The following is a 24,809-nucleotide window of genomic DNA, read 5'->3' on the forward strand; positions in this document are numbered from 1 at the left end:
GGGCGTAAATGCCCAAGTTCAGCGAAAATGAGACCCTCGATCCGCTGGACCGCCTGCTCTCCGGTCCCACGGGCCTGGGAACCTCCGGACTCCGCCTCCCAACCGCGGACCTCCCCGCTTTCGACTACGCGGACGGACACCAGCCACCCGATCCCACCGCCACGCTCGACCCCAGCTGGCTCGTCCGCCGCCACAGCCTCGCGCCCCTGCCGTACGCGGAGCGGGAATGGGGAGACGGTTCCCATCCGCCGCTGTACTGCCCGGAGACCGTACGGATCGACGAACCTCTCGCCGACGAGGTGAACCGGCGGCTGGTCGCGTGGGCGGAACACGTCGGAATCCACACCGACCGCATCGAAGCCTTCCGGGACACCGGCTACGGCCGCCTGGCCATGCTCACCCACCCCGACAGCGACGAACCCGACACGATCCTCATCGCCGCCCAGATGAACGCCGCCTGGTGGGCCGCCGACGACTACTACGCCGACGAGACCGACCTGGGCGCCACCCCGACCGAGCTTCCCCCGCGGCTCGCCCTGGTGATGTCGGCCATGGACCCGCCCCCGCCCGCCGGCGACTACACCCGCCAGCTGGAGGACGCCATCCGCGCCGACCCCGTCCTGGTCGCCCTCCGATCGGCCACCGGCCACCTGTCCCGCCATGCCACCCCGGCCCAGGTCATGCGGGCCTGCCTGACCACCTCCCAGATGTTCGTCAGCTGGACCGCGTACGCCGCCTGGCGCTACCTCGAAACCCCGCCCCCCGTCTGGCGTTACCTGGCCGCGCGGCAACACGACAGCTTCTACACGTCCATGATCCTCATCGACGTCGTCGGCGAGTACGAGCTTCCCGCCAACCTCTTCTACGACCGGCGATTCCACCTCGCCCTCATGCAGGCCGGCACCGCCAGCGTCATCGTCAACGACCTCTACTCGCTCGCCAGGGAAGCGGCCGACGAACTCCCTGACTCCAACGTGGTCCTGCTCATCGCCGCCGAGGAGAAATGCTCCACCCGCGAGGCCGTCGAACGCGCCGTCCACCTCCACAACGATTTCGTCCGGGGCTTCGAAATCAGCCAGCGGCAACTCGCCGCCGTCCCCTCCCCGGAACTCCAGCGTTTCCTGCGCGGCGCCCAAGCCTGGATGGCCGGCTGCCTTGAATGGCACGGCACCAGCGACCGCTACAAATCCTGACACCCATTCAGTAACTCCAGCGAAAGGAATCCCATCGGTGACCGTTACCCAAGGTGACCACGTCCTCAGCAGCCTCTACCAGCGCTCCATCGCCGACTACTGGAACACCGAGAAGAACCCGGTCAACCTGCGCCTGGGCGAAGTCGACGGCATCTACCACCACCACTACGGCATCGGCGACGTGGACTGGTCGGTCCTGGAGGGCCCGGAGGACACCCGCGAGGAACGCGTGACCAGGGAACTCCACCGGCTCGAATCCGCCCAGGCCGACTTCCTCCTGAACCACCTCGGCCCCCTCCAGCCCCACCACCGCGTCATGGACGCCGGCTCCGGCCGAGGCGGTTCCAGCCTCGTCGCCAATCTCCGGTACGGCTGCGACGTGGACGGCGTCTCCATCTCCGAGGCCCAGGTCGGCTTCGCCAACGAACAGGCGCGCCTGCGCGGCGTCGACGACAAGGTGCGCTTCCACTTCCGCAACATGCTCGACACCGGCTTCCCGACCGGCTCCCTCCAGGCCAGCTGGAACAACGAGAGCACGATGTACGTCGAACTCTCCCTGCTCTTCGCCGAACACGCCCGCCTCCTGGCCCGCGGCGGCCGCTACGTCTGCATCACCGGCTGCTACAACGACGCGTACGGCCTGCCCTCCAAGGCGATCAGCCAGATCAACGCCCACTACATCTGCGACATCCACCCGCGCAGCAGCTACTTCAAGGAGATGGCCGCCAACCGCCTCGTCCCGGTCAGCGTCGTCGATCTCACCGCGGCCACCATCCCGTACTGGGAGCTCCGCGCCAAGACCCACCTCGCCACCGGCATCGAACAGGCCTTCCTCGACGCGTACAACAACGGCAGCTTCCAGTACCTGCTGATCGCCGCCGACCGCGTCTGATTCTCAGGAGGGACGGGTGACGGTGGAGACCCTCCACGAGACCGTCACCCGGAGGGCCGATAGCCGCGGACGTAGTCGACGGTGAACTCCCTCGGGTATGGCCGTTCCGGTTCGCCGCCGGGCGAGGGACGCGGGGGCGGTGGTCCACTGCGGCAGATAGCGGGGCACCCATCGGCTCTCGTCGAGGCGGTCGCCGTCGAAGGTGTCCTCGAACGCCAGCTCGTAGCCGTCCCCCGGACGTGTCATCGTCTACTGGAGGCCGGCGCGGACGGACGTGATGCGCTGGGTGTTGAAGCCGAGCCAGTGCATCCGGCCCACGTAGCGCGCGTGCTCGACCTTGAGGCAGCGGTCGACGATCACGGTGGCACCGGCGTCCGCCGCGATCCGCGAACCCTCCTCGTTGATCACGCCGAACTGGCACCAGAGCGCACCGGCCTTGATCTGCACCGCTTCGCGCGCGATTCCGGGCAACGCGTCCGGCGCGCGGAACACGTTCACGATGTCCACCGGCACGGGCACGTCCAGCAGGCTCGCGTAACTCGTCTCCCCGAGGATCCGCTTCTCGCGCGGGTTCACGGGGATCACGCGGTAGCCGTGCCGTTTGAGGTAGTAGCCGACGAAGTAGCTGGCGCGCAGCTCGTTGTTGGACAGGCCGACGATCGCGATGGTCCCGGCGCTGTGGAGCAGGCGCTGGATCGTCAGCGGGTCCTGGTAACGCTCAAGATCGGTCATGCCTCCGTCACCTCTTTCCCGACGTGCGCGAAACTCTGCTCCAGGTCCCAGATCAGATCGTCGACGGACTCCGTGCCGACCGACAGCCGTACCGTTCCGGGGGCGATCCCGGCGGCCCGGAGTTCTTCGTCGCCCAGCTGGCGATGGGTCGTACTGGCGGGGTGGATGATCAGGCTCTTCGCGTCGCCGACGTTGGCCAGGTGGGACCAGAGCGTCACCCCGCGGATGAGGTCCTGCCCGCCGGCCCGGCCCCCGGCGCAGTCGAACGAGAACACCGCCCCGGCACCCAGCGGCAGATACTTCTCCACCAGCGGCCGGTACGCGCTGGACGGCAGGCCGGGATACGTCACGTTCGACGCCAGCTCGTGCGACTCCAGGTACGCGGCGACCGCCCGCGCGTTCTCGACGTGGCGTTCCATCCGCAGCGACAGCGTCTCCAGCCCCTGCAGGAACAGGAACGCGTTGAACGGCGCGAGCGCCCCACCGAGATCGCGCAGGGTCTCGGCCCGCAGTTTCATCAGGTAGCCATAGGTCCCGAACGTCTCGTGGAACTGCAGCCCGTGGTAGGCGGGCGACGGATCCGCGACCACGGGGAACCGCCCGTTGGACCAGTTGAACGTCCCGGCCTCGACGACGACACCGCCGATGCTCGTGCCGTGCCCCCCGATGAACTTGGTCGCCGAATGGATCACGATGTCCGCGCCCCACTCGATCGGCCGGCACAGGTACGGCGTCGCGAACGTGTTGTCCACGATCAACGGCAGCTCGTGCTCGTGCGCGATGGCCGCCACGGTCTCGATGTCCAGCACGTTCCCGGCCGGGTTGCCGATCGTCTCCCCGAAGAACGCCTTCGTGTTCGGGCGTACCGCCTTGCGCCAGGCGTCCGGATCGTCGGGATCGACCCAGGTCAGCTCGACGTTCATCTTGCGCAGCAGGTGTTTGAGCTGGTTGACCGTGCCGCCGTACAGGGCGGAGGAGGAGACGACGTGGTCGCCCGGCTGGAGCAGGGTGAAGAGCGCGCCGGCCTGGGCGGCGATTCCGCTGGCGAACGCGACCGCGCCGCAGCCGCCCTCCAGGTTCGCCACGCGCTCCTCGAACACCGCGACGGTCGGGTTCATGATGCGCGAGTAGGTGTTCCCGTACTCCTGCAGGTTGAAGTACGCCGCCGCCGACTCCGGGTCCTCGAACACGTAGCTGGTGGTCTGGAAGATGGGCACCGCACGCGCGCCCGTGTTCGGGTCGGGGCGTTGACCGGCGTGCAGCTGTCGTGTCTCGAATCCGAACGCGCGAGCTTCCTCGGCGCGGGGGAAATTGTCGGTCACCAAACCCTCTTCCTCGACCTCATCCGCTGCCCAGGAAGCGGCGGATGATGGGCGTCTGACGCGCTTCCTCCAGCAGGAAGCAGTCGTGGCCGTACGGCGCGTCGATCACGTGGGACTCGACCGGCTTGCCGAGGCCACGGAGTGCGTCTTCGATCTCCTCCGACGCGGACGGCGGATACAGCCAGTCGGAGCTGAAGGCGATCAGCAGCGTGCGCGCCGAGACGGGTTCGAGCGCCCGCGCGAGCGAGCCGCCGCCGTGTTCCCGCGCGAGGTCGAAGTAGGTCAGCGCCCGCGAGGTGAAGAGATAGGTGTTGGCGTCGAAGCGCTTGACGAACGAGTCGGCCTGGTGGCGCAGGTAGTTCTCGATCTCGAACTCCGGCTCGGTGATCGTGTGGCGGATGTCGTCCGCGAACTGGAGCCGCCGGCCGAACCTGTCGTCCAGCGCCGGCGCGGACAGGTACGTGACATGTCCGACCATCCGCGCCACGCCCATGCCGGCGTCGGGCTTGTGTCCGGTGCCGTAGTAGTGGCCGCCCTGCCAGGCGGGATCGCCCATGATGGCATTCCGCGCGATCGCGTTCCAGGCCACCCCCTGCGGGTGCAGGGCGTGCGTGCTGGCGATCACCACGATGGCGTCGACCTGGTCGGGGAACATGATCGCCCACTGCAACGCCTGCATCCCGCCGAGCGACCCCCCGGCCACCGCCGCGAGCCGCTCGATCCCCAGGGCGTCCAGAAACGCCCGTTCGGTACGGACCATGTCCGCGACCGTGATGACGGGAAAGTCAGACCCGTACGGCCGGCCGGTCGCCGGATCGATCGACGACGGTCCGGTCGTCCCGCTACAGCCGCCGAGCAGGTTCGTGGAGACGACGAAGTAGCGGTCGGTGTCGAACGCCTTGCCGGGACCGATCATCCCGTCCCACCAGCCGAGTCCCCGGCCGGCCGCGCCGTCGCGGTCCGCGGCCCCGAACCCGTCGCGGGTACCGCTCTGCGGCGGCGTCTTCGCGATCCCGGCCGCGTGGGCGTCGCCGCTGAGCGCGTGGCACACCAGAATGACGTTGTCACGCGCGGGCGAGAGGGTGCCGTAGGTTTCGTACGCCACCCGAACCGGGTGCAGCGCCTGCCCGCAGTTGAGCTGTACCGGTTCCGGCAGGTCGATGTACTGCGTCTCGACGCTGCCGACCGAGCCGGCGGAGAATGTCGAAACCGCCACCATGGGCGAAAGCATACCTAGCCATACTCCTCGCGGCCACGATATTGTCAATTATTCAGATGGGAAATGCGGGGAAATTCACCCCAGGCCGGGCGGCATGGAACGGGATGGAACGCCCTTACTCGTGAAGGCCGCTTCGAAGGGAAGTGCCCCGCATGACGAAAGGGACATTACGCGACATGACCACTATCGACAACGGAGTCAACGTCCAGGCACTGCTCGACGCCCGCGAAGCGCTCAAGGGCGCGCCCGAGGCAGCTCAGTTCACCTGGCGGGCATCCTCCAAGTGGCAGAACGGCGTCCACAGCACCACGAGGGTCCAGCACTTCTTCGGCCTCGGCCAGGAGCAGAGCCACAAGAGCGAGGCGGTGTTCACCGCCGACCACCCCGAGGTCTTCGCGGCGGAGGACAACGGCATCACGCCGATCGAATACCTGCTCGTCGGCCTGGCGAGCTGCCTGACGGCAGGCGTCGCGTCCGTCGCGCAGAACCGCGGCATCCAGTTACGGTCGGTCGAGTCGACGGTCGAAGGCCACCACGACATCCGCGGCATCCTCGGCGCCGACAGCGACGTACGCAACGGCTTCAACGACATCAAGGTGACCTTCACCATCGACGCGGACGCCTCGCAGGAGGACATTGAAGCGCTGGTGGCGCAGTCCCAGAAGCGCTCCGCCGTGTTCGACGCCCTCACGAACCCCACGAACGTCAGCGTCGAAGTCGCCTGAGGGAGATCGAGCCATCGAACGCACCACCGCGGTCGTCATCGGCGCGGGACACGCGGGCCTCGCCGCGAGCCACTTCCTGTGTGGCCGGTCCATCGACCACGTCGTGCTGGAGCGCGGCGAGGTGGCGAACTCCTGGCGACGCGAACGCTGGGACTCGCTGCGGCTGCTCACTCCCAACTGGCTGAGCCGGCTGCCGGGCCATGAGTACGCAGGGTCGGATCCTGATGACTACATGACGATGGGCGAAGTGGTCGAGTTCGTCGAGCGCTACGCCACCGTCACGCGGGCTCCCGTACAGACCGGGACGAACGTCACGTCGGTACGCCGCACCGACGACGGATACCACGTGACGACGAGCCGTGGCGAAATCAGTTGCCGGACGGTGGTCATCGCGAGCGGCGCCTGCAACCAGCCGTCGGTGCCGCAGTTCGCCGACGCGGTCCCGGCTTCCGTCAGGCAAGTCACGCCGTTCGACTACCGAGGTCCCGGCCAGTTGCCCGACGGGGGCGTGCTCGTCGTGGGCGCGTCCGCGACCGGCGTGCAACTGGCGGCCGAACTGCGGCGGTCGGGACGGCCGGTGACCCTCTCGGTGGGGGAGCACGTGCGGTTGCCGCGGTTGTATCGCGGACGCGATGTGCTCTGGTGGATGGACGCGTCGGGCGTATGGGACCAACGTCACGACGAGGTCGAGGACCTGACGCGAGCCCGGCGGCTGCCCTCGCCCCAACTGGTCGGAACCCCCGAACGCAGCACCCTCGACCTCAACGCGCTCACCGCGATGGGCGTGGAACTGGTGGGCCGCTGGGCAGCCGTGCGGGACGGCTGCGCCCTGTTCTCCGGCGGCCTGCGCAACGTCTTCTCACTCGCGGACCTCAAAATGCGCCGCCTGCTGGACACCTTCGACGCCTGGGCCGCCGGACGCGACGCCGACGTGGACCCTCCCGAACGCTTCGCGCCCACACAGGTCCCCGAGAAGTCGCGCTGGCAACTCGACCTACGCAGCGGCGAGATCCGCACCATCATCTGGGCGACGGGCTACCGCCCCGACTACCGCTGGCTCCACGTCCCCGTAATCGACCCAAAGGGCCACCTCCGCCACGAGGGCGGCACAGTCGACAGCCCCGGCCTGTACGCCCTCGGCCTCCCCGTCCTACGCCGCCGCAGATCCACCTTCATCCACGGCATCGAAGACGACGCCCACGAGGTAATCACCCACCTCACACAACACCTGGCAGCAAAGTCCTGAAATACCAGACCAGCGCCCACTGCCTTTGGCACCGGTACGGCGAGAAGCACCACCTACGCAAACGGCGCCGGATACGGCGAGAACGCGGCTCCTGGAATTACCTGAGATACCGGGTCGGCGCCACGCTGCGGCCCTCTTGGCGCCGGTACGGCGAGAAGCATCACCTGCGCAAACGGCGCCGGATAACGGCGAGAACGCGGCTCTGGTCACGTCAGCAGCCACACGTGATGGCGGACCTCGGGGCGGTCAGGTCGTCGACTGGGCGGATGTGGCGGCCAGTCGGCGTCTCCACCGGGAAGCCCTCCCGCACCCAGTACTCATAACCCCCGAGCATCTCCTTGACCTGGTAGCCGAGCGTGGCGAACACCAGCGCCGCCCGGGTCGCGCCGTTGCAGCCGGGTCCCCAGCAGTAGGTGACGACGGCCGTACCCGGCACGATCAGCTGGGCGGCCCGCGCGGCGATCTCCGCGGTCGGCAGGTGCAGAGCCCCGGGCAGATGCCCCTGCTCCCAAGCCTGCACGTTGCGCGAATCGACCACGACCACCCCGGCGGCACCCGCCTCCAGATCGGCGTGCACGTCACTGACATCGGTCTCGAAGGACAGCCGCGCCGCGAAATGGGCGACGGCCTGCGCCGGAGCGGCCGGCGGAACGGAAAGCACAGAAGACATGCCCACGATCCTGGCGACCACGGAGACCTCACGACAGTGGCGTGAATGACGCCGTTCGCTAAATTAACGCCATGCGCACAGACCTGTCCGTCTCCGTCCTGGCCTACGACGGCATGTCCGCCTTCGAACTCGGCATCGTCACCGAGGTGTTCGGCCTTCCCCGCCCAGAATTCGACATCCCCTGGTACGACCTGACGGTCTGCGCCCAAGGCCCGGTACGCGTCATCGGCGGCGCTCACCTGAACACCCCCCACGGTTTGGAGGTCTTCTCGGCCGCGCGGACGGTCATCGTCCCGGGCGTACCCGACGTGACAGCGGATCCGTCACCCGAGGTGACAGCGGCCCTGCGCCGGGCACACCAGCGAGGCGCCCGCATCGTCTCCATCTGCTCCGGCGCGTTCGCCCTCGCCGCCGCCGGCCTGCTCGACGGCCGCCGCGCCACCACCCACTGGCGCCACGCCGACCTGCTACAAAGGCGCTACCCCCAGGTCCGGGTCGACGCCAACGCCCTCTACATCGACGTACACGACGTGATCACCGGTGCCGGCAGCGCCGCCGGACTCGACGTCTGCACCCACCTCGTCCGCAAGGACCACGGCGCGGCCATCGCCAACGCCGTCGCGCGCCGCCTGGTCATCCAGCCCCACCGCGACGGCGGCCAGGCCCAGTACATCGAGACGCCCGTGACCGCGGACCCGGACGACGACCGGATCGCCCGGAACATGGCCTGGGCGCTGGAGCGGCTCCCCGAGGCTCTCACCGTCGAAACCCTCGCCCACCAGGCGCACATGTCACCCCGCACCTACCTGCGTCACTTCGCGAAGGCGACGGGGACCAGCCCGATCCGGTGGCTCATCACCCAACGGGTCCAGGCCAGCCTGCCCCTGCTGGAGACCACCGACGCCCCCATCGAACGCGTCGCGGCCGCGGTCGGCTTCGACACCGCGGTGACCTACCGCCACCATTTCGCCCGGATCATGCGAACCTCCCCCACCGCCTATCGCCGGGCTTTCAGCGGCATCCCGCAGTCCCAGACCAACCCGCCCGGCCTCCCTCGGCAGGGCACCTGAACACTTAGGGGATTCTCATGGCTAGAGCGTACGTATTTCGCGAGTACGGCGGCCCGGACGTCGAAGAGCTGGTCGACCTGCCCCGGCCTGTCCCGGGACCGGGGCAGGTGCTGGTCGAGGTCAGGGCCGCCGGAGTCAACCCGGCCGACTGGAAACGCCGCACCGGGTACGCCCCGCCAGGAGCCGCCCCCGTGGCACTCCCGGCCGTCTTCGGCAACGAGGTCTCCGGCGTGGTGGTCGAATCCGGCCCTGGCGCGGACTTCGCCCCGGGTGAGGAGGTCTTCGGTTACCCGATCACCGGCGGCTACGCCGAGTTCACCCTGCTCCCCGCCGATCTCACCGCCCGCAAACCGCCCTCGGTCTCGTTCACGGACGCGGCCACGCTGCCGGTCGCGGCGGCCACCGCGTACGACGCGATCCAGCAGGTCGCGCTGACTCCCGGGGCGACGTTGCTGATCACCGGCGTGGGTGGCGGCGTGGGGGTGGCCGCCGCCCAGATCGCCCGCCACGCCGGCCTCCGCGTGATCGGTACGGCGAGCGCCGCGAAGAAGGACTTCGTGGCCTCGCTCGGGGTGATCCACGTGGAGCCGGGGCCCGGGACGGCCGACCGCGTACGCGCCGAGGCCCCCGGCGGCGTCGACGCGATCGTGGACCTGGTCGGCGGTGCCGCCCTGGAAGAGGTGGCCGAACTGCTCGGCGACCGCGCCAAGCTGGTCACCGCGGCGGATCGGGCGACGGTGGCGGCGCTCGGCGGCGTGCCGGTGGCGCGGGCACGCGACCGCGAGGTGCTCGACGCGGTGGCGCGACTGGTCGTCGAGGGTGCGCTGCATCCGTACGTGACGCGGACGTTCCCGCTGGCCGAGGCCGGGCGCGCCCTGCGGTCGGTGGAGGAGGGCCACACCCGGGGCAAGGTCGTAATCGAGATAGCCGGATAACAGAATGAAGCAGGCCACTCTTGGCGCCGGTGCGGCGAGTCGTATCGCCTGCGTTAACGGCGGGGGATAACGGCGAGGAAATTGCCCCCGACTCATTCTGGTAGGCGCTCTAAACGGCGTCGCCGCCCACGCCGGTGGTCCGATCGGCGTGGGCGGGCGCGGTCACAGAACGGGTCACGGGTTGATGTTGAGTACCTGGAGGGTGACATCCGTGGCGTCGCCGCCGCTCCATTCCACTCGCCCGGTGGCCACGCTCGCCTGCGTTTCCGGCATGACGACCTGATTGAAGGCCTTCCGCACGCGGATCGTGTCCTCCAGGCAGCCGCATTGCCCCTCACGCAGGACGACTTCCCCGTGGTAACGAATGGCGTTGCCCGGCAACAGTTCCACGAAGCCGTGCAGCTCGGTGAGGACCTCGCCGCCGCAGGACCAACTCTGGTCGATCACCATCTGCTGACTGTTGTAGACGAGGTCGTTGTCCAGCAGAGAATAGGTGCACCGCTCATTGGTCCCGAAATTCTCATCATCCATGATGTAGACGGTCCCGGAAACGACCACCCGCCGTTTCGCCTCATCCGCATAAGCGGAACCTGCGCCGAGCATTCCCAGCGTCGTCAATCCGGCAATGCTCAGCGCCGCGATCTTCCTGAACACAATTCTCTCCTACACCGTAGCCCGAATTCGGTGTAGTCGATCTTGCCTTGCGGGCGGTCCGCATAGGGCCTCGACTCCGCAAGGGTCATCCCAAGATCCAAGTCGAGCGCACAGGCCGGGTTCGAAATCCGCACCGGCCGTCACCGTTGGCGGCTTCGTCAGGATTTCTTCAGGTATTCGGCCAGCACGACGGCTTGATTGATCTCCGGGTCCTTGGCGCCGTACAGCAGGGTCACCGTCGGGTTCGTCCGGCCGGCCTGCCGGAGTGTGTCGACCGCCGGGTTGCCGTCGAGTTCGTCGACGTACCGAGCGGAGAACTCGGCGAAACGATCGGCTCGGTGACCGAACCAGGTCCGCAGCTCCGTACTCGGCGCCACGTCCTTCAGCCACAGGTCGAGATGGGCTTCCTCCTTGGACACACCCCGCGGCCACAGCCGATCGACCAGCACCCGAAAGCCATCACCAGGATCCACTTCGTCGTAGACCCGCTTGATCAGGAAAGACACACCTCCATCGTCCCCTCCGGGAAGCCGCCGAACCGGTTCGTCAGCGTGGCGACGGCAGAACGGACAATTCCGCGGGGTACGCGTCGGCGGGCGCGCCCAGCACCCAGACGATCATCGCCGCGAGCGTCTCCGGCCGGATACACGCCTCCGGATCGTACGGACGACCGAAGGCGGCTCTGACCTCGCCCAACAGGTCGGTCGCCGTCGCACCGGGATAGACCGTGGTCACGCGTACCCCGGAAGCCGCCTCTTCCTCGCGCAGCGAATCGGCCAGTTCGCGCAGCGCCGCCTTACTGCCGACGAAGGCCGACCAACGGGGGACCCCGGTCGTCCCAGGCGCGGCGTTAACAAAGATCACGTGACCACGAGAACGCCGCAGGGCGGGTAACGCCAGCCGTGTCAGCTCGGCGGCGGAGGCCACATTCACCGCCAGAATCCGCTGCCACATCTCGGCGTCGGCGTCGGCGACCGCCGCGACAGGAGAGATCGCCGCACAATGCACCAGCGCGGTCAGATCCTCCAGTTCCCCCGCATCCTCCAGCGCTCCCATCGCCCCGGCCAGCGTCCCCGGCTCGGCGAGATCAGCCTCGATCCCCGGCACGTCCAACCGCCCGACGCCACGCCCCACGGCGGTCACCCGATGCCCGGCCTCCACCAGCGCACCGACCAGCGCCACCCCGATCCCTCCGGTGGCCCCGGTCACCAGCACGTGTCCCACAATGACCCCCTGAACTCGGCATGATCATCGTACGCACTGGAGTCCTCCGACGGCCGCGACAGCGGCGCAGAGCCAACCTTCTGCAGCGCAACCGGAGGCCGGCGCGGCGAATGGTTCGGTGCGGGCGATGTCCCGCTACCTGCTGTCATTGGCGCCGGTCGGCACGGAGGAAGCCAGGGCGAGCAATTCGTCGACGGACCATTGGTCGTAGGCGTGCTCGCCGTACTTGACGGAAAGCACGGTGCCGTCCTGGCCGATCAGGAAATCGGCGGGGAGGCCGAAGCGGCCGCCGTGTGGTCTGGCCGCCGGTGGGCGCTCGCGACGGCGCAGGATCCGCCAGGTGCTCAGGGTGGCCGCTCGGGCGATGGTTCCCCATACGCGTGGATCGAGCAGTGAGCGGACTTTGGACTCCACGGCGAACTCGACGTACAGGCGCTTGCCGGGGTCCGCGATCAGGGGGAACGGCAGGTGGCCGGCGTGCTCGGCCAGTTCCGCGGCAGGCGAGTGGAAGACGACGACCTCGCGGATCCCCGCCGCCTCGATCTCCGCGTGACGCCGGATCACGGCGCGCAGGTGCAGGTTGCAGAGCGGGCAGCCGGCGAATCGCCGGAACTGCAGGTGGGTCAGCCGCTGCGGGTCCGGGATGGTCACCGGTGGACCGTTGACCGAGGCCAGTTCGCGGGTGGGGATCACGGTTCCATGCTTCATCGTGGCCATCCGATGCTCCTTTTAGGTGTACGGCATACGCTAACGATGCTAAAGCGTATGCCGTACACTTTCAACGGCCATGCCTCGCCCGCGTTCACTCACACCCGCCCAGCTGGCCTCGGCCGCCCTCCACGTCATCGACCACGACGGGCTCGCCGGCCTGTCGATGCGCGCGGTCGCCCAGCAGATCGGGATGAGCACCATGGCGCTCTACCGCTACGTCAACGACCGCGACGAGCTCGAACGCCTCGTCGTCGACCTCGTTTTCGGCGCCGTCGACACCACGCCGCCCGCCGCGGACAGGCCCTGGCACCAGCGAATCGAGATCATGGCCGATCGCGTACGCGACACCGTGGGCGCCCATCCGGGGATCGTCCCCCTGATCATCGCTCACCGGCACCGATCCACCCACCTGCTGGGCTGGTCGGAGACCGTGACCGGCATCCTCGCCGAAGGGGGCCTCGACGGCCGCGACCGCGTGATCGCCCTGCGCAGTCTGTCCGCGTACGTCATCGGGGCTATTCAGCTCGAACACCTCGGACCGCTGGGGGGTCCGGGCACCCAGGTCATGGCCGAGCTCCCGCCGACCGAGTTTCCGTACCTGACGGAGACCGCGACGCATGCCCGCACGGTCACAGCCGACGAGGAGTTTCACGGCGGGCTGGCGAACCTGCTCCGAGGCATGACCGCCGAGACGGGGCGTCCGGCGTGACGGCGCGGAAACCGACCGGGTTGAGCTGAGCGTTGGGCGTGATCGCTACCCCTGGCTCCCCGACCCGCGGGTGTATCCACGTTCCTGGAGTAGCCAGGTGTTGCCGTCGGGGTCGGTGAAGTCGGCGAAGCTGGCGTAGTCACGCCGTTCGGGGTCGATCCCGGGCGCGTGGTCGCCCTGCCAGTCGCCGGTCTCGGCCTTGTGCCGGATGGGGCTCACCGGCACTCCGCGTCCGGTGAGTTCGCGGTGGGCCGTTTCTATGTCGTTCACGACGAGGTAGGTGGCGCGTACCGATCCGGGCGCGGCGTCGGTGAGACCGATGCCGAACTGGATCGAGGACGAGGATCCGGGCGGGGTCAGCTGGACGACACGGAAGCCGGCGTTGGGGTGGTAGTCCACGTCGAGCACGAATCCGGCCTGTTCGGTGTAGAAGCGGATGGCCCGGTCGACGTCGCCGACGGGAAGCGTGAGGACCTCGATGGAGTAGCCCATCACGCACCTCCATCAACCTTCTGGCCTACCCGTCGCCATGTGACGAGCGGGGGTATCGGGCCGAACGGCGGTGTCACCGCGATGGCCACGTCTTTCTGGATCTGGCTGGTCATGGCTGTTCCGATCTGTGGAATGGCGGTCAGACGAGAGGTTCTCCGCCGTCGACGGCGAGGGAGACGCCGGTCATAAAAGGGGTGGTCAGGGCGAAGAGGACCGCGTCGGCGATGTCCTCCGGCCGTCCGATGCGCCCTGCGGGGCTGGTGGCCTCGCGAGCGGCGAACAGTCGCGCTTTCCCGCGCTCGCCGAGGGCGTCGTAGGCGCCGGTGTCGACGGTGCCGGGTGAGATCGCGTTGACCCTGATGGGCGCAAGCTCGACGGCCAGGGCCCGGGTGATCACATCGACGGCGCCGTTCGTGGCGCCGACCGCGAGCATGCCGGGTACGGGCTTGCGCGCCGAAGACCCGGAAAAGAGCACGAACGAACCGTCCCCGGGCATGCGAGGCGCGAAGTGTTTGGCGAGGAGCATCGGCCCGATCACTTTGACCTCGAAGGAAGCGAGGACGGCGTCCCGGTCGAGGTCGGCCACGGCTCCCCGGGCACGGGCGGAGGAGGTCGAGACGACGTGATCCACCCGGCCGAGCCGGTCGGCGAGAGCGGCGATGGCGGCCTCGTCGGTGAGGTCGACCCGCTCGGCGGTGATGCCGTCGTCGTCGTAGGCGGCGGCCAGGGCGTCCTTGTCGCGTCCGGCCACCACCACGGTGGCACCGGCTTCGCGGACGGCGAGCGTGATCGCGCGCGCGATACCGCTCGCACGGCCGACGACCAGGACAGTGCGGTCGCTCAGAGCGGAATTCATGGAGTTTGCTCCTTGTCGCGTAGGCGTATCTCATCCGGGTCGAGGCCGCGATCGACGCCGTGCGGCACGACGGCCTGACCTGGTGCGAGAGCGAGCCGCGTGCCGTCGAGCTGCACATCGACGATGTCCGGCTCGAACGACACGAACCCAGACACACGCGCCACCTCCGGCCACGCCTCCAGGTACGACCACGCCGCCCGCTGACGCCGTCCGATGTCGTAGTAACTGGCCAGGCCCTTGTACGGGCAGAACGTCTGGGCCTGGACCGGTGTCAGCGCGGCCTCGTCGACGTCCTCGCGCGGGACGTACCAGCGGGGGGCGAAGCCCGACTCGTACAGCACGAGCGGTCGTCGCGTCTCGGCCACGACGCGATCCCCGTCACGTACGAGGAGGTGACGCGACGTCCGCCGGATGTCGATGCGGTGGTACGGATCGGCCGCGTGGCCCACGATGCGCTCGTCTTCCTCGTAGAAGGCATCCATCGCCCGCCAGGCGAATGCCACGCGCTCGCGCAGTACGGCCGCGTGCTCGGGCGGATCGCTGTACCGCCAGGCCGCCCGCCGGGTGTGCCTGTCGGCGGTGCGCGCGCTGAACCACGCCACGGGCCCGAGCTGCGAGTGCGTCGTGGTGTGCGGCTCCGGCACGAGCGTCTCTTCGCGGACGTCGGCCCGGGGGAAGAACGCGACCGGGTATCTGCCCGGTTCGTGGAGGAGGACGACGTCTTCGCTGTCGGCCACCCATTGCCCGTCGAACCGTACGCGCATCCGGCGGCGGAGCGGCTCGGCGAACAGCAGCCGGTCCGGCAGCGGCCCGGCCACCAGGAACCGTCCCACCGCCCCGGCCGCGAGCGGCCCTTGCTGCCATGCCAGTCCCATGATCGTCTCCTTTCTTTCAGCGGGCCGCCGTCGCCCGTCCCATGAAGCCGAGGATCAGTTCGGCGACCTCGTCGCCGGCGCTCTCCAGCAGGAAGTGGCCGCCGTCGAGGAGATGGATCTCGGCGTCGGGGACGTCCTTGGCGAAGGCGCGGGCTCCGTCGGGGCCGAAGATCCCGTCGCCCTCGCCCCACACCGCGAGCACCGGCGGGCGTTCGGCGCGCAGGTACGCGTGGAGCGCCGGGTACAGCGGCGGGTTGGTCGCGTAGTCACGGAAGAGCGCCAGCTGGATCGCGTCGTTGCCCGGCCGCGACAGCAGGGCGAAGTCGTGGTGCCAGGTGTCCGGGCTGACCAGGCTCTCGTCCGGAACCCCGGTGAGGTACTGCCATCGGGTGCCCTCAAGGGTCAGCGCGCCGCGGACCCCCTCCTCGGTCTCCGGCGTCTGCTCCCGGTGGTAGGCCCACACGGTCTCCCAGAACCCGGGTACGAAGCCCTCCTCGTAGCCGTTCCCGTTCTGGGTGATGATCGCGGTGATCGCCCGCGGGTCGGCCAGCGCCAGCCGCCAGCCGATCGGGGCGCCGTAGTCCTGGACGTAGACGGCGTAGCGCGTGACGCCCAGGTGCTGGAGCAGCCCGGCGGTCAGGCCGGTCAGGGCGTCGAAGGTGTAGTCGAACTCGTCCGCGGGCGGAGCGTCGGACAGCCCGAACCCGAGGTGGTCCGGGGCGATCACACGGTAACGCCCGGCCAGCGCGGGGATCAGGTGGCGGAACATGAACGAGCTGGTCGGGAAGCCGTGCAGCAGCACGATCACGGGAGCATCGGCGGGACCGGCCTCCCGGTAGAACAACCGCCGGCCCTGCACGGTCGCGTAGCGGTGGTGTACGGCAGTCATATCTAACCCCTTCGATTGATTTAGACGGTTAGACATAAGCATCGAAGGGTATAACCTGTCAAGGAGACCTTGGAGGTTAGGTTGGACGTCGGCGAGACCCTGCTGCTGGACCTGCTGAACACCACCCCTGTCGTCGGGGGAGTGCCTCACGACGAACTCGGCGATGCCGACGCCGGGCGACGGTGGCTGCTCGCGCACGGCCAGCCGTCCAGCGAGGACGAGTGGCATGCTCTGCTCGACGTACGCTTAGTGCTGCAGGACATCGTGCGCCGCGACGCCTCACCGGGCGGGCTGGTGCCTTTCGTCGAGGGAGTGACCCGCCGCGCGTCACTCACCGGTGCAGGCGTCGAGTGGACTCTGCACCTGCCCGAAGGGCGGTCGGCGGCCGCGCGGGCCGTACTGGCCTGGGACGCGCTGCGCCGGTCGAGCCCCGGGCGGCTGCGTCCGTGCGCCAACGAGGAATGCCGGCTGTTCCTCATCGACCACAGCAAGCCGAACCAGGCCCGCTGGTGCTCGATGGCCGTCTGCGGCAACCGCATGAAAGCCCGGCGGCACTACCAGCGAACCCGTGAGACACGACCGAGCTGAGAGGAGGCCGAACGGTGGCGCGTCTACTGTCCGTCAACACCGGTATGCCCAAGGACGTGCCTTGGCAGGGCAAAAACGTCCATACGGGTATCTGGAAACACCCCGTCGACGGCCCGGTCATGGTTCGCCGGCTCAATCTCGACGGCGACGGGCAGGGCGACCTGAACGGCCACGGCGGAGAGATGCGCGCCGTGCTCGTCTACCAGCGCGAGTCGTACGATCACTGGCGTCGCCACCTCGGCCGCGACGATCTGGAGTACGGCCGGTTCGGCGAGAACTTCACCGTTGACGGGCTGGCCGACGACGAGGTGCACATCGGCGACCGGTACCGCATCGGCGACGCTGAGTTCGAGGTCACCCAGCCGCGGGTGACGTGCTTCCGCGTGGGCATGCGGCTGGAGGAACCACGGATGCCGGCGTTGATGGTCGCCCACCATCGTCCTGGTTTCTATCTCCGCGTCATCACCGAAGGTCACGTCCAGGCGGGGGACGAGATCGTCCGTACCCGGATCGGCCGGCACCGCATGAGCGTCGCCGCGATCGACGCGCTGCTCTACCTGCCTGACCCGGACATCGGCGAACTCGGCAAAGCCGTGGACATCCCGGCGCTCAGCCCCGGCTGGCAGTCCTCTTTCCACGATCTTCTCGACGCCGCGGCGGCCACCCCCGCAGAGCCCTCCGATGGCTGGGTCGGCTTCCGGCGGTTGCGTGTCTCACGAATCGTGCCCGAGAGCGCCACGGTGGTATCCGTTCACCTGGCCGCTGTTGACGGCCTCCCCCTGCCCGCGCCAGAACCAGGCCAGTACCTCACCCTGAGGTTCCCCGGCGCAGGCGACCCGCCACCGGTACGCAACTACTCGCTGTCGGGCACTCCGGACTGCGCTGGCTATCGCATCAGCGTCAAACGGGACACACACGGCCTGGTCAGCACCTACATCCACACCCGACTGCGACCCGGGAGCCTGGTGGACGCCGCCGCACCACGGGGCGATTTCGTTCTGCCCGACGATCAGGAGACCGGTGCGCTGATCTTCCTGTCCGCCGGTATCGGGGTGACTCCCTTGCTGGCGATGCTGCACCACCTCGCCGCGACCACAAGCAGACGGGAGATCTGGTGGCTGCACACCACCCGCACAGCCGCCGACCACGCTTTCGCCGCCGAGGCGCATCAACTCCTGAACACCCTGGACCGAAGCCACGAGCACATCTACTACACCGCCGAGCCGGCACCCGGGACCGCGACGCCGGTGACGGGCGCTGGCCGGATCGATCGGGAGAGGCTGGGCGGCCTCGACCGGCCCACTACGGTGTTGGGCACCGAGCCGGCACCCGGGACCGCGACGCCGGTGACGGGCGCTGGCCGGATCGATCGGGAGAGGCTGGGCGGCCTCGACCGACCCATCACGGTGTCGGGCACCGAGGCGGCACCTGGGACTGCGACGCCGGTGGCCGGTGCCGATCGGATCGACCGGGAGAAGCTGGCCGCCCTCGGCTTGCCTACCACGGCGTCGGTCTACCTGTGCGGTCCCGCGGGCTTCATGGCCGACATGCGCGAGGCGCTCGTCGGGCTTGGGCTAAACCCTGGCCGCATTCATACGGAGCTGTTCGGCTCGCTTTCGGCCATCAACCCTGGCCTCACCGGCACCATCCGGAAGGCGCCGCATCCACCGTCCGATCCCGCCGGGACCGGACCGAGCGTCACCTTCACCCGCAGCGGCGTCACCGCACCCTGGAACGACGCGTACGGCAGCATCCTGGAGCTCGCCGAGGCATGCGATATCCCCACACGCTGGTCATGCCGCTCCGGCGTCTGCCACACCTGCCAGACGCCCGTCCTCACCGGCCGCGTGCGCTACCGCCCCTGTCCACTGCAACCACCCGCACTCGGCACCGCCCTCGTCTGCTGCTCGCAACCCGAGTCGGACCTCATCCTCGACCTGTGACCTCGCGTCTTTCCACGACCACGATCACGTCGCCAGCAGCCCGCCGATCCGGGCCGCGCCAGGAGGCTTCTAACGGGCTCGCTAGCTCGGTGATGAAGGCCACGGCTGAGCGGAAGCACAAGATCGCTTTACGCAACCTCCGTTTAGGCTCCTTCGGCCCTCGGCGCTTCGATCGTGGCGACATCTATCTCTGAGTGCAGCGTGTGGTGCACCGGGCACTTGTCGGCGATCTCCATGAGCCGCTGCCGCTGCTCCGCGTCCAGGTCACCGTCCAGGTGGATCACACGTTCGATCCGGTCCAGCTTGCCCTGCTGGGTTTCACAGTTCGCACAGTCTTCCGCGTAGATGCGCGAGTGGCGGAGTTTCACGGTCACATGGTCAAGGGGCAACTGCTTGCGCTTGGCGTACATCCGCAGCGTCATCGACGTGCACGCGCCGAGACCGGCCAGCAACAGGTCGTACGGGTTGGGCCCGCTGTCGCCGCCGACGGGCCGGGGTTCGTCGGCGGTGAGAGAGTGCCGGCCGACGGTGATGCTCTGCCCGTACGGGGACTCGCCGTTCTCGGACACCACGACAAATCCGCTGTCGGACTCCCGGGAGGGCTGCTCGGCCGTGGCGGGGAGGTAGCGCGTGGCCCAGGCGGCGAGCATGGTGGCCGCGAACTCGGCGTCGGCCCGATCGGTGAGCAGGTGATCCGCGCCGTCCAGAGCGACGAAGGACTTGGGGTGACGGGCGGCGTCGAAGATGCGCCGCGCGTTGTCCACACCGACGATCTCGTCGCCCGGGGAGTGCATCACCAGCAACGCCGCACCGAGCTTCGCGATGCGCTCCGCCTGTGGCTGGGCCGCGATGTCATCGAGGAACTGCTTGCGGATACGGAAGGGCCGCCCGGCCAGAACCACCTGGGCCTCCCCGCGCTGTTCGATCTCGGCGCGGCTGTCCTCCAGCAGATGCAGCACGTGCGCAGGGTCGGCAGGCGCTCCGATGGTCGCCACCGCCCGTACCTCGGGCACCCGATGCGCCGCCGCCAGCACCGCGGCCCCACCGAGCGAATGCCCGACCAGCAGCGCCGGGGCAGCGAACCGCTCTCTGAGGTGATCGGCGGCAGCCACTACATCCGCCACATTGGAGCTGAAATCGGTGTTACCGAAGTCCCCGCCGGACCCACCAAGCCCGGTGAAGTCGAACCGAAGCACCGCGATCCCGAAGTCGGTCAACGCCCGCGAGATCCGCGCCGCCGCGATCGCCTCCTTGCCACAGGTGAAGCAGTGCGCGAACAACGCATACGCCTGCGGCTCCGACCCAGGCAGATCCAGCCGCGCGGCAAGCGGCACCCCATGCGACCCGGCGAACTCGAATTTCTCACTGTTCATCGTCAGCTCCGTCGTCGAACGGCCGAGGCTTCGTCGGTCAGGACCTGGGTCGGACCAGTAACCGCCTGTGACCTCCACCGAAGCAGTACCTCGGCCGTCAGCTATGCACACATCGTCCCGTACACCGGCCTGAAACTTCTCGCGTCGGCTGCGCGCTTGCCGCCGCCGACGGGTTCGGGGCCCGTTCCCTTGTCGGCACTCACGCCTTCAGCGGCACGACGGCCGGCCACTCGTTCTCGACATCGGCGAGGATGTTGAAGTAGTTGGTCAGCACGTTGAGCGCGAGGTTGCCGACAACCTCAGCGATCTCGGCGTCGGTGACTCCGGCGGTCCGGGCGTCGGCCAGGAGGACGGGATCGACCACGCCACGCCCCCGGGCGATGGCGTCGGACAGGGTCAGCAGGGCAGTGACATGCGGATCCTTGGACTCGGCGTCCCGCGCCAGTTCGATCTCCTCCGGGTCGAGCTTGGCGACGTTCGCCCCGAGATAGGTGTGCGCGGACAGGCAGTACTCGCAGCGGTTGTACTCGGCGGTGGCGATGGCGAGCCGCTCGCGGACACCCGCCGAGAGCACGCCGTCACCGAGGGCACCGGACAGCGCGAGCCAACCCCGCACGAGAGCAGGGCTGTTCGCCATGACCTTGGCCATGTTCGGGATGGAGCCGAGGGTCTTCCTGACCTGGTTCAGCGCCTCGGCCGCGGCTTCGGTCGCGTCCTGGAGTTCGATCTTCGGAAGTGTGGACATCAGCGATACCCCTTCTCTGCCGATCAAGCATCTCTAATGGATAGAGCTGCTTCATTACATTAGGAGCCTGCCAGGCATGCACCCGTCCGGTCAAATGGTTGAGACGGCTTTAACCATTAGTGACCTGCTAGGATGGGGCTCATGACCAGCGGAGAGGTGACCACGAGCGCGACCCTGCTCGGCGAGCCCCTCCCGATCGAGCTGATGAACACGTACGGGATGGTTCGCGGCGAGCCGCACGACGCTGTGAGCGACAACGCGGCGATGGCGGCCTGGCTGCGCGCGGTCGAGGGCCGGATCCGGTCCGAGGCAGGCGGCACCGCCGACTCGCTCGTCTGGGACGAGGCCGCCGTGCGCCCGATCGCCACGCGCCTGCGCAACCTGCGTGACGCACTGCGCCTGCTGGCCGCGGAGGCGACCGGCGTCTCCTGGCCACCCGCGGCCTCGTCCGTGATCACGACCCGGCGAGACGCCCTCGACGCCATGAACGCACTCGCCCCGGCATGGCCCGAACTAGTCTGGCCGGCGGGTGAACAACCGGCCCGGATGCTCCGCACACCCGGCACACCCGGCGAACTCGCGCTCTTCCTGATCGCCCACCAGGGCGTAGAACTCTTCGCGAGTCCTTCGCGCGAACGACTGCGCGCCTGCCGGGCACCCGGCTGCCTGCTGTTCTTCCTGAAGGAGCACCCCCGCAGGGAGTGGTGCTCACCCATATGCGGCAACCGCGCCCGCGTCGCCCGCCACTACCATCGCCACCACACCAGCCCCCGCCCCGAACCCGAGTAACCATCCGCCACCGGGCTCTACCGGGCCGCGATCACGCGCCTCGGCCCTGACTCCCTACGCCGAACGTTCCGCCCACGGGTTCTCCACACGGGCGCCTGTTCGGGCCAGGTGTCTGGTGCTGCGTGTGGCCAGCGTCCAGTTGTTGGCCACGGCGGTCGCGCCGATCAGAGCATCAGGCGGATCGATACTTGTCCCGGCGCTCTTGAGCGCCTTGTGGATGACCAGGTACGCCCCTGCCGGTCCTGATAGTCGATCCGGATCTGGGCCGGCGCTTGTCCGTACCGTGCCTAGCGCAGAGGATCGGCGACGGCTGCGACACCGGCTTCGATCTCGGCGACGGTGAGGACACTCAGGTAAAGATTCGAAGTGGACGAGCTGATCGTCGGGCAAGGACGCGCGGATCTCCCGGATGGTCCGCAACGGTGCGCGTCATCCGAACGAACAGGAGGCGATATGCCGTCTGTTGCGCCCATCGTTACTTCCTTCTCTCACCTGGAGTTCGCGTGCGAATCGGGAACTCCCAGGGGCGTTAAGCGGCTGGTCCGGATCGCGTGGGATCACCTTTTGGGAATCTCCACTCCCGTGGTCGCCGAGGCCGCGGCATATGCTGCCGCGGCCTCGGCGAGGTGAGGGGTGTGGGTCAAGCGGTGGTGGTGGCCACGATGCTGACTTCGACGGGGCTGTTCAGGGGGAGACGGGCGGTGCCGACGTTGGTGCGGACGTGGCGGCCGGTGTCTCCGAAGATGTCGACGATGAGGGTGCTGGCGCCGTCGAGCACCGCGGAGTGGCCGGTGAAGTCGGGGCCGCAGGCGATGTGGCCGGTGACGCTGAGGACCCGGGCGATGCGGTCGATGTCGCCCAGGAGTGCGGCGGCTGCGGCGACGGCGTTCAGGGCGGCTTGGCGGGTCAGGGCTGTGGCCTGAGTGGCGGTGACGTCCACGCCGACGAGTCCGGTCAGCGGCAGGGTGCCGTCGACGAAGGGGAGCTGGCCGGTGGTGATCACCAGGTCGCCGTGCTGGACCGCGGGGACGTAGGCCCCCGCGGCCGCGGGCACGTCGGGGAGCGTCAGGCCCAGGGCGGCGAGCCGCTCGGACGGCGACATCAGGGGGTCGCCTCCAACGCCTCGCGCAGTTTGGCGGCCCTGGCCTGGTCGTCGGCGCGTGCCCGCAACGCCTCGTCGAGGGTCACCGGCACGAACCGCGTACGCGTTCCGGGCGAGCACTGGGCGACCCGGTTCAGGTCGGCGCTGATCACCGTCGCGACCATCGCGTAGCCGCCGCCGGAGACCGCGTCGCGGTGCAGGATGATCGGCTCGACCCCGCCGGGCACCTGGATCGACCCGATCGGGTAGCCGGCGTCCACGATGTTGGACGGGTCGGATCCGGCGCCGAACGGCTGGATCCGCTCCTCCCACTCCAGGACGGGACCGGAATACCGGAAACCGGTGCGGTCCGCGACCGGGGTCAGCGTCCACTCCGACTCCAGCAGGCAGTTCCGGCCCGCCTCGGTCAGGCGGTAGTCGTACAGGCCGAGGACGACCCGGAGTTCGATCTCGCGGCTGTAGGCGGGACGCAACTCCCCGGGTACAGCCCTGCCAGGGGCACCCTGCGCCGGGCCAATCGGGATCACGTCACCCTTTCTCAGGTTCCTGCCCTCGAAGCCACCGAAACCGCCCAGCGCGTACGTGGATCTGCTGCCCAGCACGACCGGTACGTCGAACCCGCCGGCGACGGCGATGTAGATTCGCGCGCCCGCCTGGAGGAATCCGAAGCTCAGCTGGTCTCCGGCCGCGACCGGGAAGGACTCCCACTGCGGCGCGGGCGCGCCGTTGAGCAGCACCGGCATGGTCGCGCCGGTGACGGCCACCACCGTGGGCGCGTCGAACAGCAGCGCGGGCCCCATGTACGGAGCCTCGATGACGGCCGCGTCCGGAGCGTTGCCGACGAGCAGGTTGGCCGCGACGGCGGCGGGCAGGTCGGCCGCGCCCGACGGCGGGATGCCGACGCTGTAGTAGCCCGGCCGTCCCCGGTCCTGGATGCTGGAGGCCAGCCCGGGCTCAACGATCTCAACTGCCATAGAGGGCTCCCAGAAGTTCGGCGTTGTAACCGTCGGGGTCGGCCAGCAGACGGTCCAGGTCGAAGGTGACCGGCCGCTGCCGGTAGCGGTAGGTGCCGGCCTCGACCTCCGCGCGGATGGCGTCGTACTCGGCGTTGTCGATGCTGCGGAACTTCACGATGTCGCCGGGGCGGAAGAACACCATGAAGTCGTTGAAGTCGGCGAGCCGCTGTTCCGGATCGAAGATCGGCACCGGGGTGACGCCGAACATCTGGTAGCCGCCCGCGCCGCGTACCGAATAGATGCACGCGAAGCAGCCGCCGTGCCCGATGGTCAGCGCCGGCGTGTCGGTGCGCGGCCGCAGGTACTTGGGGAGTTCCAGCTGCCGCTCCTGCGGGACCATTTGGAACATGAACGGCAGGCCGGCGACGAAGCCGACCATGGACGTGATCCACGGGGAGCCGGAGTGGGCGTCGATGAACGCCTGGACCGAGTCCATGTCGTTCTCGACGGCCGCGAACTCCAGGTCGTTGCCCTCCGGCCGCTGGTGCCGGTCCCGGAACCTGGCCCCGGTCTCGTTGGTGAACGGGTCGTCGTACCAGACCGGGACCTCGAAGATCCGGGTCTCGACGCTCCGGGCGGGTGCTCCGGCGACCTTCTCCTCGGCCGCCCGTACGGTCGCCTCGACGTCGGCGGGGGCCACCACGTCGGGGTCGAACCTGATCAGCAGAGACGCGTTCGCGGGGCAGATGTCCACGATCCCGGGCAGCCGCTCGTCGTTCAGGATCTTCGACACCGCCATCGCGGTGAAGTTGACCTCAAGGCTCATGGCCTCGGCGAACTGGACGACCAGATGTTCGTCGCCGCCCCAGGAGTATCGACTCTCGCCTGATCTACGCAAG

General features: G+C 68.8%; 28 protein-coding genes. 10 read left to right on the top strand and 18 right to left on the bottom strand.

The features are described 5' to 3' along the window. The first annotated feature begins 8 nt into the window (after nt 1-8). Together Aph01nite_RS17445 and Aph01nite_RS17450 are read left to right on the top strand one after the other, a co-directional pair. Nucleotides 9-1,193 carry a family 2 encapsulin nanocompartment cargo protein terpene cyclase gene (locus Aph01nite_RS17445; RefSeq protein WP_204041958.1) on the top strand — a complete coding sequence of 395 codons (1,185 nt, stop codon included), beginning with the start codon at nt 9-11 and terminating at the stop codon, nt 1,191-1,193. A 37-nt stretch (nt 1,194-1,230) separates the two neighbouring features. After that, nucleotides 1,231-2,085 (top strand): geranyl diphosphate 2-C-methyltransferase, encoded by an 855-nt coding sequence (locus Aph01nite_RS17450; protein ID WP_239161764.1) that lies wholly within the window; start codon nt 1,231-1,233, stop codon nt 2,083-2,085. Between the two features lie 3 nt (nt 2,086-2,088). Here Aph01nite_RS17450 and Aph01nite_RS17455 read toward each other — a convergent pair whose 3' ends face one another. From Aph01nite_RS17455 to metX, 4 genes are read right to left on the bottom strand one after another with little or no spacing between them, the layout of a single operon-like run. Beyond that, on the bottom strand, nt 2,089-2,331 hold the full coding sequence (locus Aph01nite_RS17455) for a hypothetical protein (protein ID WP_204041959.1): 243 nt from the start codon (nt 2,329-2,331) through the stop codon (nt 2,089-2,091). 3 nt (nt 2,332-2,334) lie between these two features. Further along, on the bottom strand, nt 2,335-2,817 hold the full coding sequence (locus Aph01nite_RS17460) for a CoA-binding protein (RefSeq protein WP_204041960.1): 483 nt from the start codon (nt 2,815-2,817) through the stop codon (nt 2,335-2,337). Further along, nucleotides 2,814-4,142 (bottom strand): O-acetylhomoserine aminocarboxypropyltransferase/cysteine synthase family protein, encoded by a 1,329-nt coding sequence (locus tag Aph01nite_RS17465; protein ID WP_239161765.1) that lies wholly within the window; start codon nt 4,140-4,142, stop codon nt 2,814-2,816. The genes Aph01nite_RS17460 and Aph01nite_RS17465 overlap by 4 nt, the downstream gene beginning before the upstream one ends. 16 nt (nt 4,143-4,158) lie before the next feature. Beyond that, nucleotides 4,159-5,358, bottom strand: coding sequence for a homoserine O-acetyltransferase MetX (gene metX, locus Aph01nite_RS17470; protein WP_239161766.1), 1,200 nt, complete (start codon nt 5,356-5,358; stop codon nt 4,159-4,161). Between the two features lie 176 nt (nt 5,359-5,534). On the opposite strand from metX, the gene Aph01nite_RS17475 reads away from it, so the two are divergent. Then, complete coding sequence (locus Aph01nite_RS17475; protein ID WP_204041963.1) at nt 5,535-6,083, top strand: OsmC family protein; 549 nt, start codon at nt 5,535-5,537, stop codon at nt 6,081-6,083. After that, nucleotides 5,995-7,329, top strand: coding sequence for an NAD(P)-binding domain-containing protein (locus Aph01nite_RS17480; protein WP_239161767.1), 1,335 nt, complete (start codon nt 5,995-5,997; stop codon nt 7,327-7,329). The genes Aph01nite_RS17475 and Aph01nite_RS17480 overlap by 89 nt, the downstream gene beginning before the upstream one ends. A gap of 211 nt (nt 7,330-7,540) precedes the next feature. Here the strand turns inward: Aph01nite_RS17480 and Aph01nite_RS17485 are convergent, their stop codons facing one another. Then, on the bottom strand, nt 7,541-7,999 hold the full coding sequence (locus Aph01nite_RS17485) for a rhodanese-like domain-containing protein (RefSeq protein WP_204041964.1): 459 nt from the start codon (nt 7,997-7,999) through the stop codon (nt 7,541-7,543). A 71-nt stretch (nt 8,000-8,070) separates the two neighbouring features. On the opposite strand from Aph01nite_RS17485, the gene Aph01nite_RS17490 reads away from it, so the two are divergent. Both Aph01nite_RS17490 and Aph01nite_RS17495 read left to right on the top strand, forming a co-directional pair. After that, nucleotides 8,071-9,069 carry a helix-turn-helix domain-containing protein gene (locus tag Aph01nite_RS17490; RefSeq protein WP_204041965.1) on the top strand — a complete coding sequence of 333 codons (999 nt, stop codon included), beginning with the start codon at nt 8,071-8,073 and terminating at the stop codon, nt 9,067-9,069. Nucleotides 9,070-9,086: 17 nt separating this feature from the next. Further along, nucleotides 9,087-10,004 (top strand): NADP-dependent oxidoreductase, encoded by a 918-nt coding sequence (locus Aph01nite_RS17495; RefSeq protein ID WP_204041966.1) that lies wholly within the window; start codon nt 9,087-9,089, stop codon nt 10,002-10,004. Between the two features lie 174 nt (nt 10,005-10,178). Here Aph01nite_RS17495 and Aph01nite_RS17500 read toward each other — a convergent pair whose 3' ends face one another. The 4 genes from Aph01nite_RS17500 to Aph01nite_RS17515 all read right to left on the bottom strand — a co-directional run bounded on the left by Aph01nite_RS17500 (nt 10,179) and on the right by Aph01nite_RS17515 (nt 12,599). Further along, on the bottom strand, nt 10,179-10,658 hold the full coding sequence (locus tag Aph01nite_RS17500) for a hypothetical protein (RefSeq protein ID WP_204041967.1): 480 nt from the start codon (nt 10,656-10,658) through the stop codon (nt 10,179-10,181). Nucleotides 10,659-10,816: 158 nt separating this feature from the next. Beyond that, the gene (locus tag Aph01nite_RS17505) at nt 10,817-11,164 is read right to left on the bottom strand and encodes a DUF488 domain-containing protein (protein WP_204041968.1); all 348 of its coding nucleotides are present in this window, start codon (nt 11,162-11,164) and stop codon (nt 10,817-10,819) included. Between the two features lie 40 nt (nt 11,165-11,204). Continuing rightward, complete coding sequence (locus tag Aph01nite_RS17510; protein ID WP_204041969.1) at nt 11,205-11,882, bottom strand: SDR family NAD(P)-dependent oxidoreductase; 678 nt, start codon at nt 11,880-11,882, stop codon at nt 11,205-11,207. A gap of 135 nt (nt 11,883-12,017) precedes the next feature. Beyond that, a complete protein-coding gene (locus Aph01nite_RS17515) occupies nt 12,018-12,599 on the bottom strand; it encodes a peroxiredoxin-like family protein (RefSeq protein WP_239161768.1) in 582 nt (193 codons plus the stop codon). 70 nt (nt 12,600-12,669) lie between these two features. Between Aph01nite_RS17515 and Aph01nite_RS17520 the strand changes: the two genes are divergently transcribed. After that, nucleotides 12,670-13,302, top strand: coding sequence for a TetR/AcrR family transcriptional regulator (locus Aph01nite_RS17520; RefSeq protein ID WP_204041970.1), 633 nt, complete (start codon nt 12,670-12,672; stop codon nt 13,300-13,302). Nucleotides 13,303-13,347: 45 nt separating this feature from the next. Here Aph01nite_RS17520 and Aph01nite_RS17525 read toward each other — a convergent pair whose 3' ends face one another. The 4 genes from Aph01nite_RS17525 to Aph01nite_RS17540 all read right to left on the bottom strand — a co-directional run bounded on the left by Aph01nite_RS17525 (nt 13,348) and on the right by Aph01nite_RS17540 (nt 16,414). Next, entirely contained in the window at nt 13,348-13,794 is a 447-nt protein-coding gene (locus tag Aph01nite_RS17525; protein WP_204041971.1) for a VOC family protein, read from the bottom strand. A gap of 139 nt (nt 13,795-13,933) precedes the next feature. After that, nucleotides 13,934-14,650 carry an SDR family oxidoreductase gene (locus Aph01nite_RS17530; protein WP_204041972.1) on the bottom strand — a complete coding sequence of 239 codons (717 nt, stop codon included), beginning with the start codon at nt 14,648-14,650 and terminating at the stop codon, nt 13,934-13,936. Further along, entirely contained in the window at nt 14,647-15,525 is an 879-nt protein-coding gene (locus tag Aph01nite_RS17535; RefSeq protein ID WP_204041973.1) for a DUF427 domain-containing protein, read from the bottom strand. The genes Aph01nite_RS17530 and Aph01nite_RS17535 overlap by 4 nt, the downstream gene beginning before the upstream one ends. Nucleotides 15,526-15,541: 16 nt before the next feature. Further along, nucleotides 15,542-16,414 carry an alpha/beta fold hydrolase gene (locus Aph01nite_RS17540; protein WP_204041974.1) on the bottom strand — a complete coding sequence of 291 codons (873 nt, stop codon included), beginning with the start codon at nt 16,412-16,414 and terminating at the stop codon, nt 15,542-15,544. A gap of 69 nt (nt 16,415-16,483) precedes the next feature. Between Aph01nite_RS17540 and Aph01nite_RS17545 the strand changes: the two genes are divergently transcribed. Beyond that, on the top strand, nt 16,484-17,002 hold the full coding sequence (locus tag Aph01nite_RS17545; RefSeq protein WP_239161769.1) for a CGNR zinc finger domain-containing protein: 519 nt from the start codon (nt 16,484-16,486) through the stop codon (nt 17,000-17,002). Nucleotides 17,003-17,016: 14 nt separating this feature from the next. Beyond that, nucleotides 17,017-18,945 (top strand): MOSC and FAD-binding oxidoreductase domain-containing protein, encoded by a 1,929-nt coding sequence (locus Aph01nite_RS17550; RefSeq protein ID WP_204041975.1) that lies wholly within the window; start codon nt 17,017-17,019, stop codon nt 18,943-18,945. A gap of 143 nt (nt 18,946-19,088) precedes the next feature. Here Aph01nite_RS17550 and Aph01nite_RS17555 read toward each other — a convergent pair whose 3' ends face one another. Both Aph01nite_RS17555 and Aph01nite_RS17560 read right to left on the bottom strand, forming a co-directional pair. Further along, nucleotides 19,089-20,318 carry a bifunctional alpha/beta hydrolase/OsmC family protein gene (locus Aph01nite_RS17555; RefSeq protein WP_204041976.1) on the bottom strand — a complete coding sequence of 410 codons (1,230 nt, stop codon included), beginning with the start codon at nt 20,316-20,318 and terminating at the stop codon, nt 19,089-19,091. Nucleotides 20,319-20,517: 199 nt separating this feature from the next. Next, entirely contained in the window at nt 20,518-21,063 is a 546-nt protein-coding gene (locus Aph01nite_RS17560; protein ID WP_204041977.1) for a carboxymuconolactone decarboxylase family protein, read from the bottom strand. 141 nt (nt 21,064-21,204) lie between these two features. On the opposite strand from Aph01nite_RS17560, the gene Aph01nite_RS17565 reads away from it, so the two are divergent. After that, nucleotides 21,205-21,852: a CGNR zinc finger domain-containing protein gene (locus Aph01nite_RS17565; RefSeq protein WP_239161770.1), complete on the top strand. Its 648-nt coding sequence runs from the start codon at nt 21,205-21,207 to the stop codon at nt 21,850-21,852. 640 nt (nt 21,853-22,492) lie between these two features. On the opposite strand, the gene Aph01nite_RS17570 is transcribed toward Aph01nite_RS17565, so the two are convergent. Genes Aph01nite_RS17570 through Aph01nite_RS17580 form a run of 3 tightly spaced genes read right to left on the bottom strand, consistent with a single transcriptional unit; the run spans nt 22,493 to nt 24,808 of the window. Continuing rightward, the gene (locus tag Aph01nite_RS17570) at nt 22,493-22,954 is read right to left on the bottom strand and encodes a RidA family protein (RefSeq protein ID WP_204041978.1); all 462 of its coding nucleotides are present in this window, start codon (nt 22,952-22,954) and stop codon (nt 22,493-22,495) included. Next, nucleotides 22,954-23,928 carry a 5-oxoprolinase subunit C family protein gene (locus tag Aph01nite_RS17575; protein ID WP_204041979.1) on the bottom strand — a complete coding sequence of 325 codons (975 nt, stop codon included), beginning with the start codon at nt 23,926-23,928 and terminating at the stop codon, nt 22,954-22,956. The genes Aph01nite_RS17570 and Aph01nite_RS17575 overlap by 1 nt, the downstream gene beginning before the upstream one ends. After that, nucleotides 23,918-24,808, bottom strand: a complete 891-nt coding sequence (locus tag Aph01nite_RS17580; RefSeq protein ID WP_239161771.1) for a 5-oxoprolinase subunit B family protein — start codon at nt 24,806-24,808, stop codon at nt 23,918-23,920. Before Aph01nite_RS17580 ends, Aph01nite_RS17575 begins: the two co-directional genes overlap by 11 nt. Nucleotide 24,809 lies beyond the last annotated feature (1 nt).

The organism is Acrocarpospora phusangensis (genome assembly GCF_016862995.1).
Taxonomy (GTDB): Bacteria; Actinomycetota; Actinomycetes; order Streptosporangiales; family Streptosporangiaceae; genus Acrocarpospora; species Acrocarpospora phusangensis.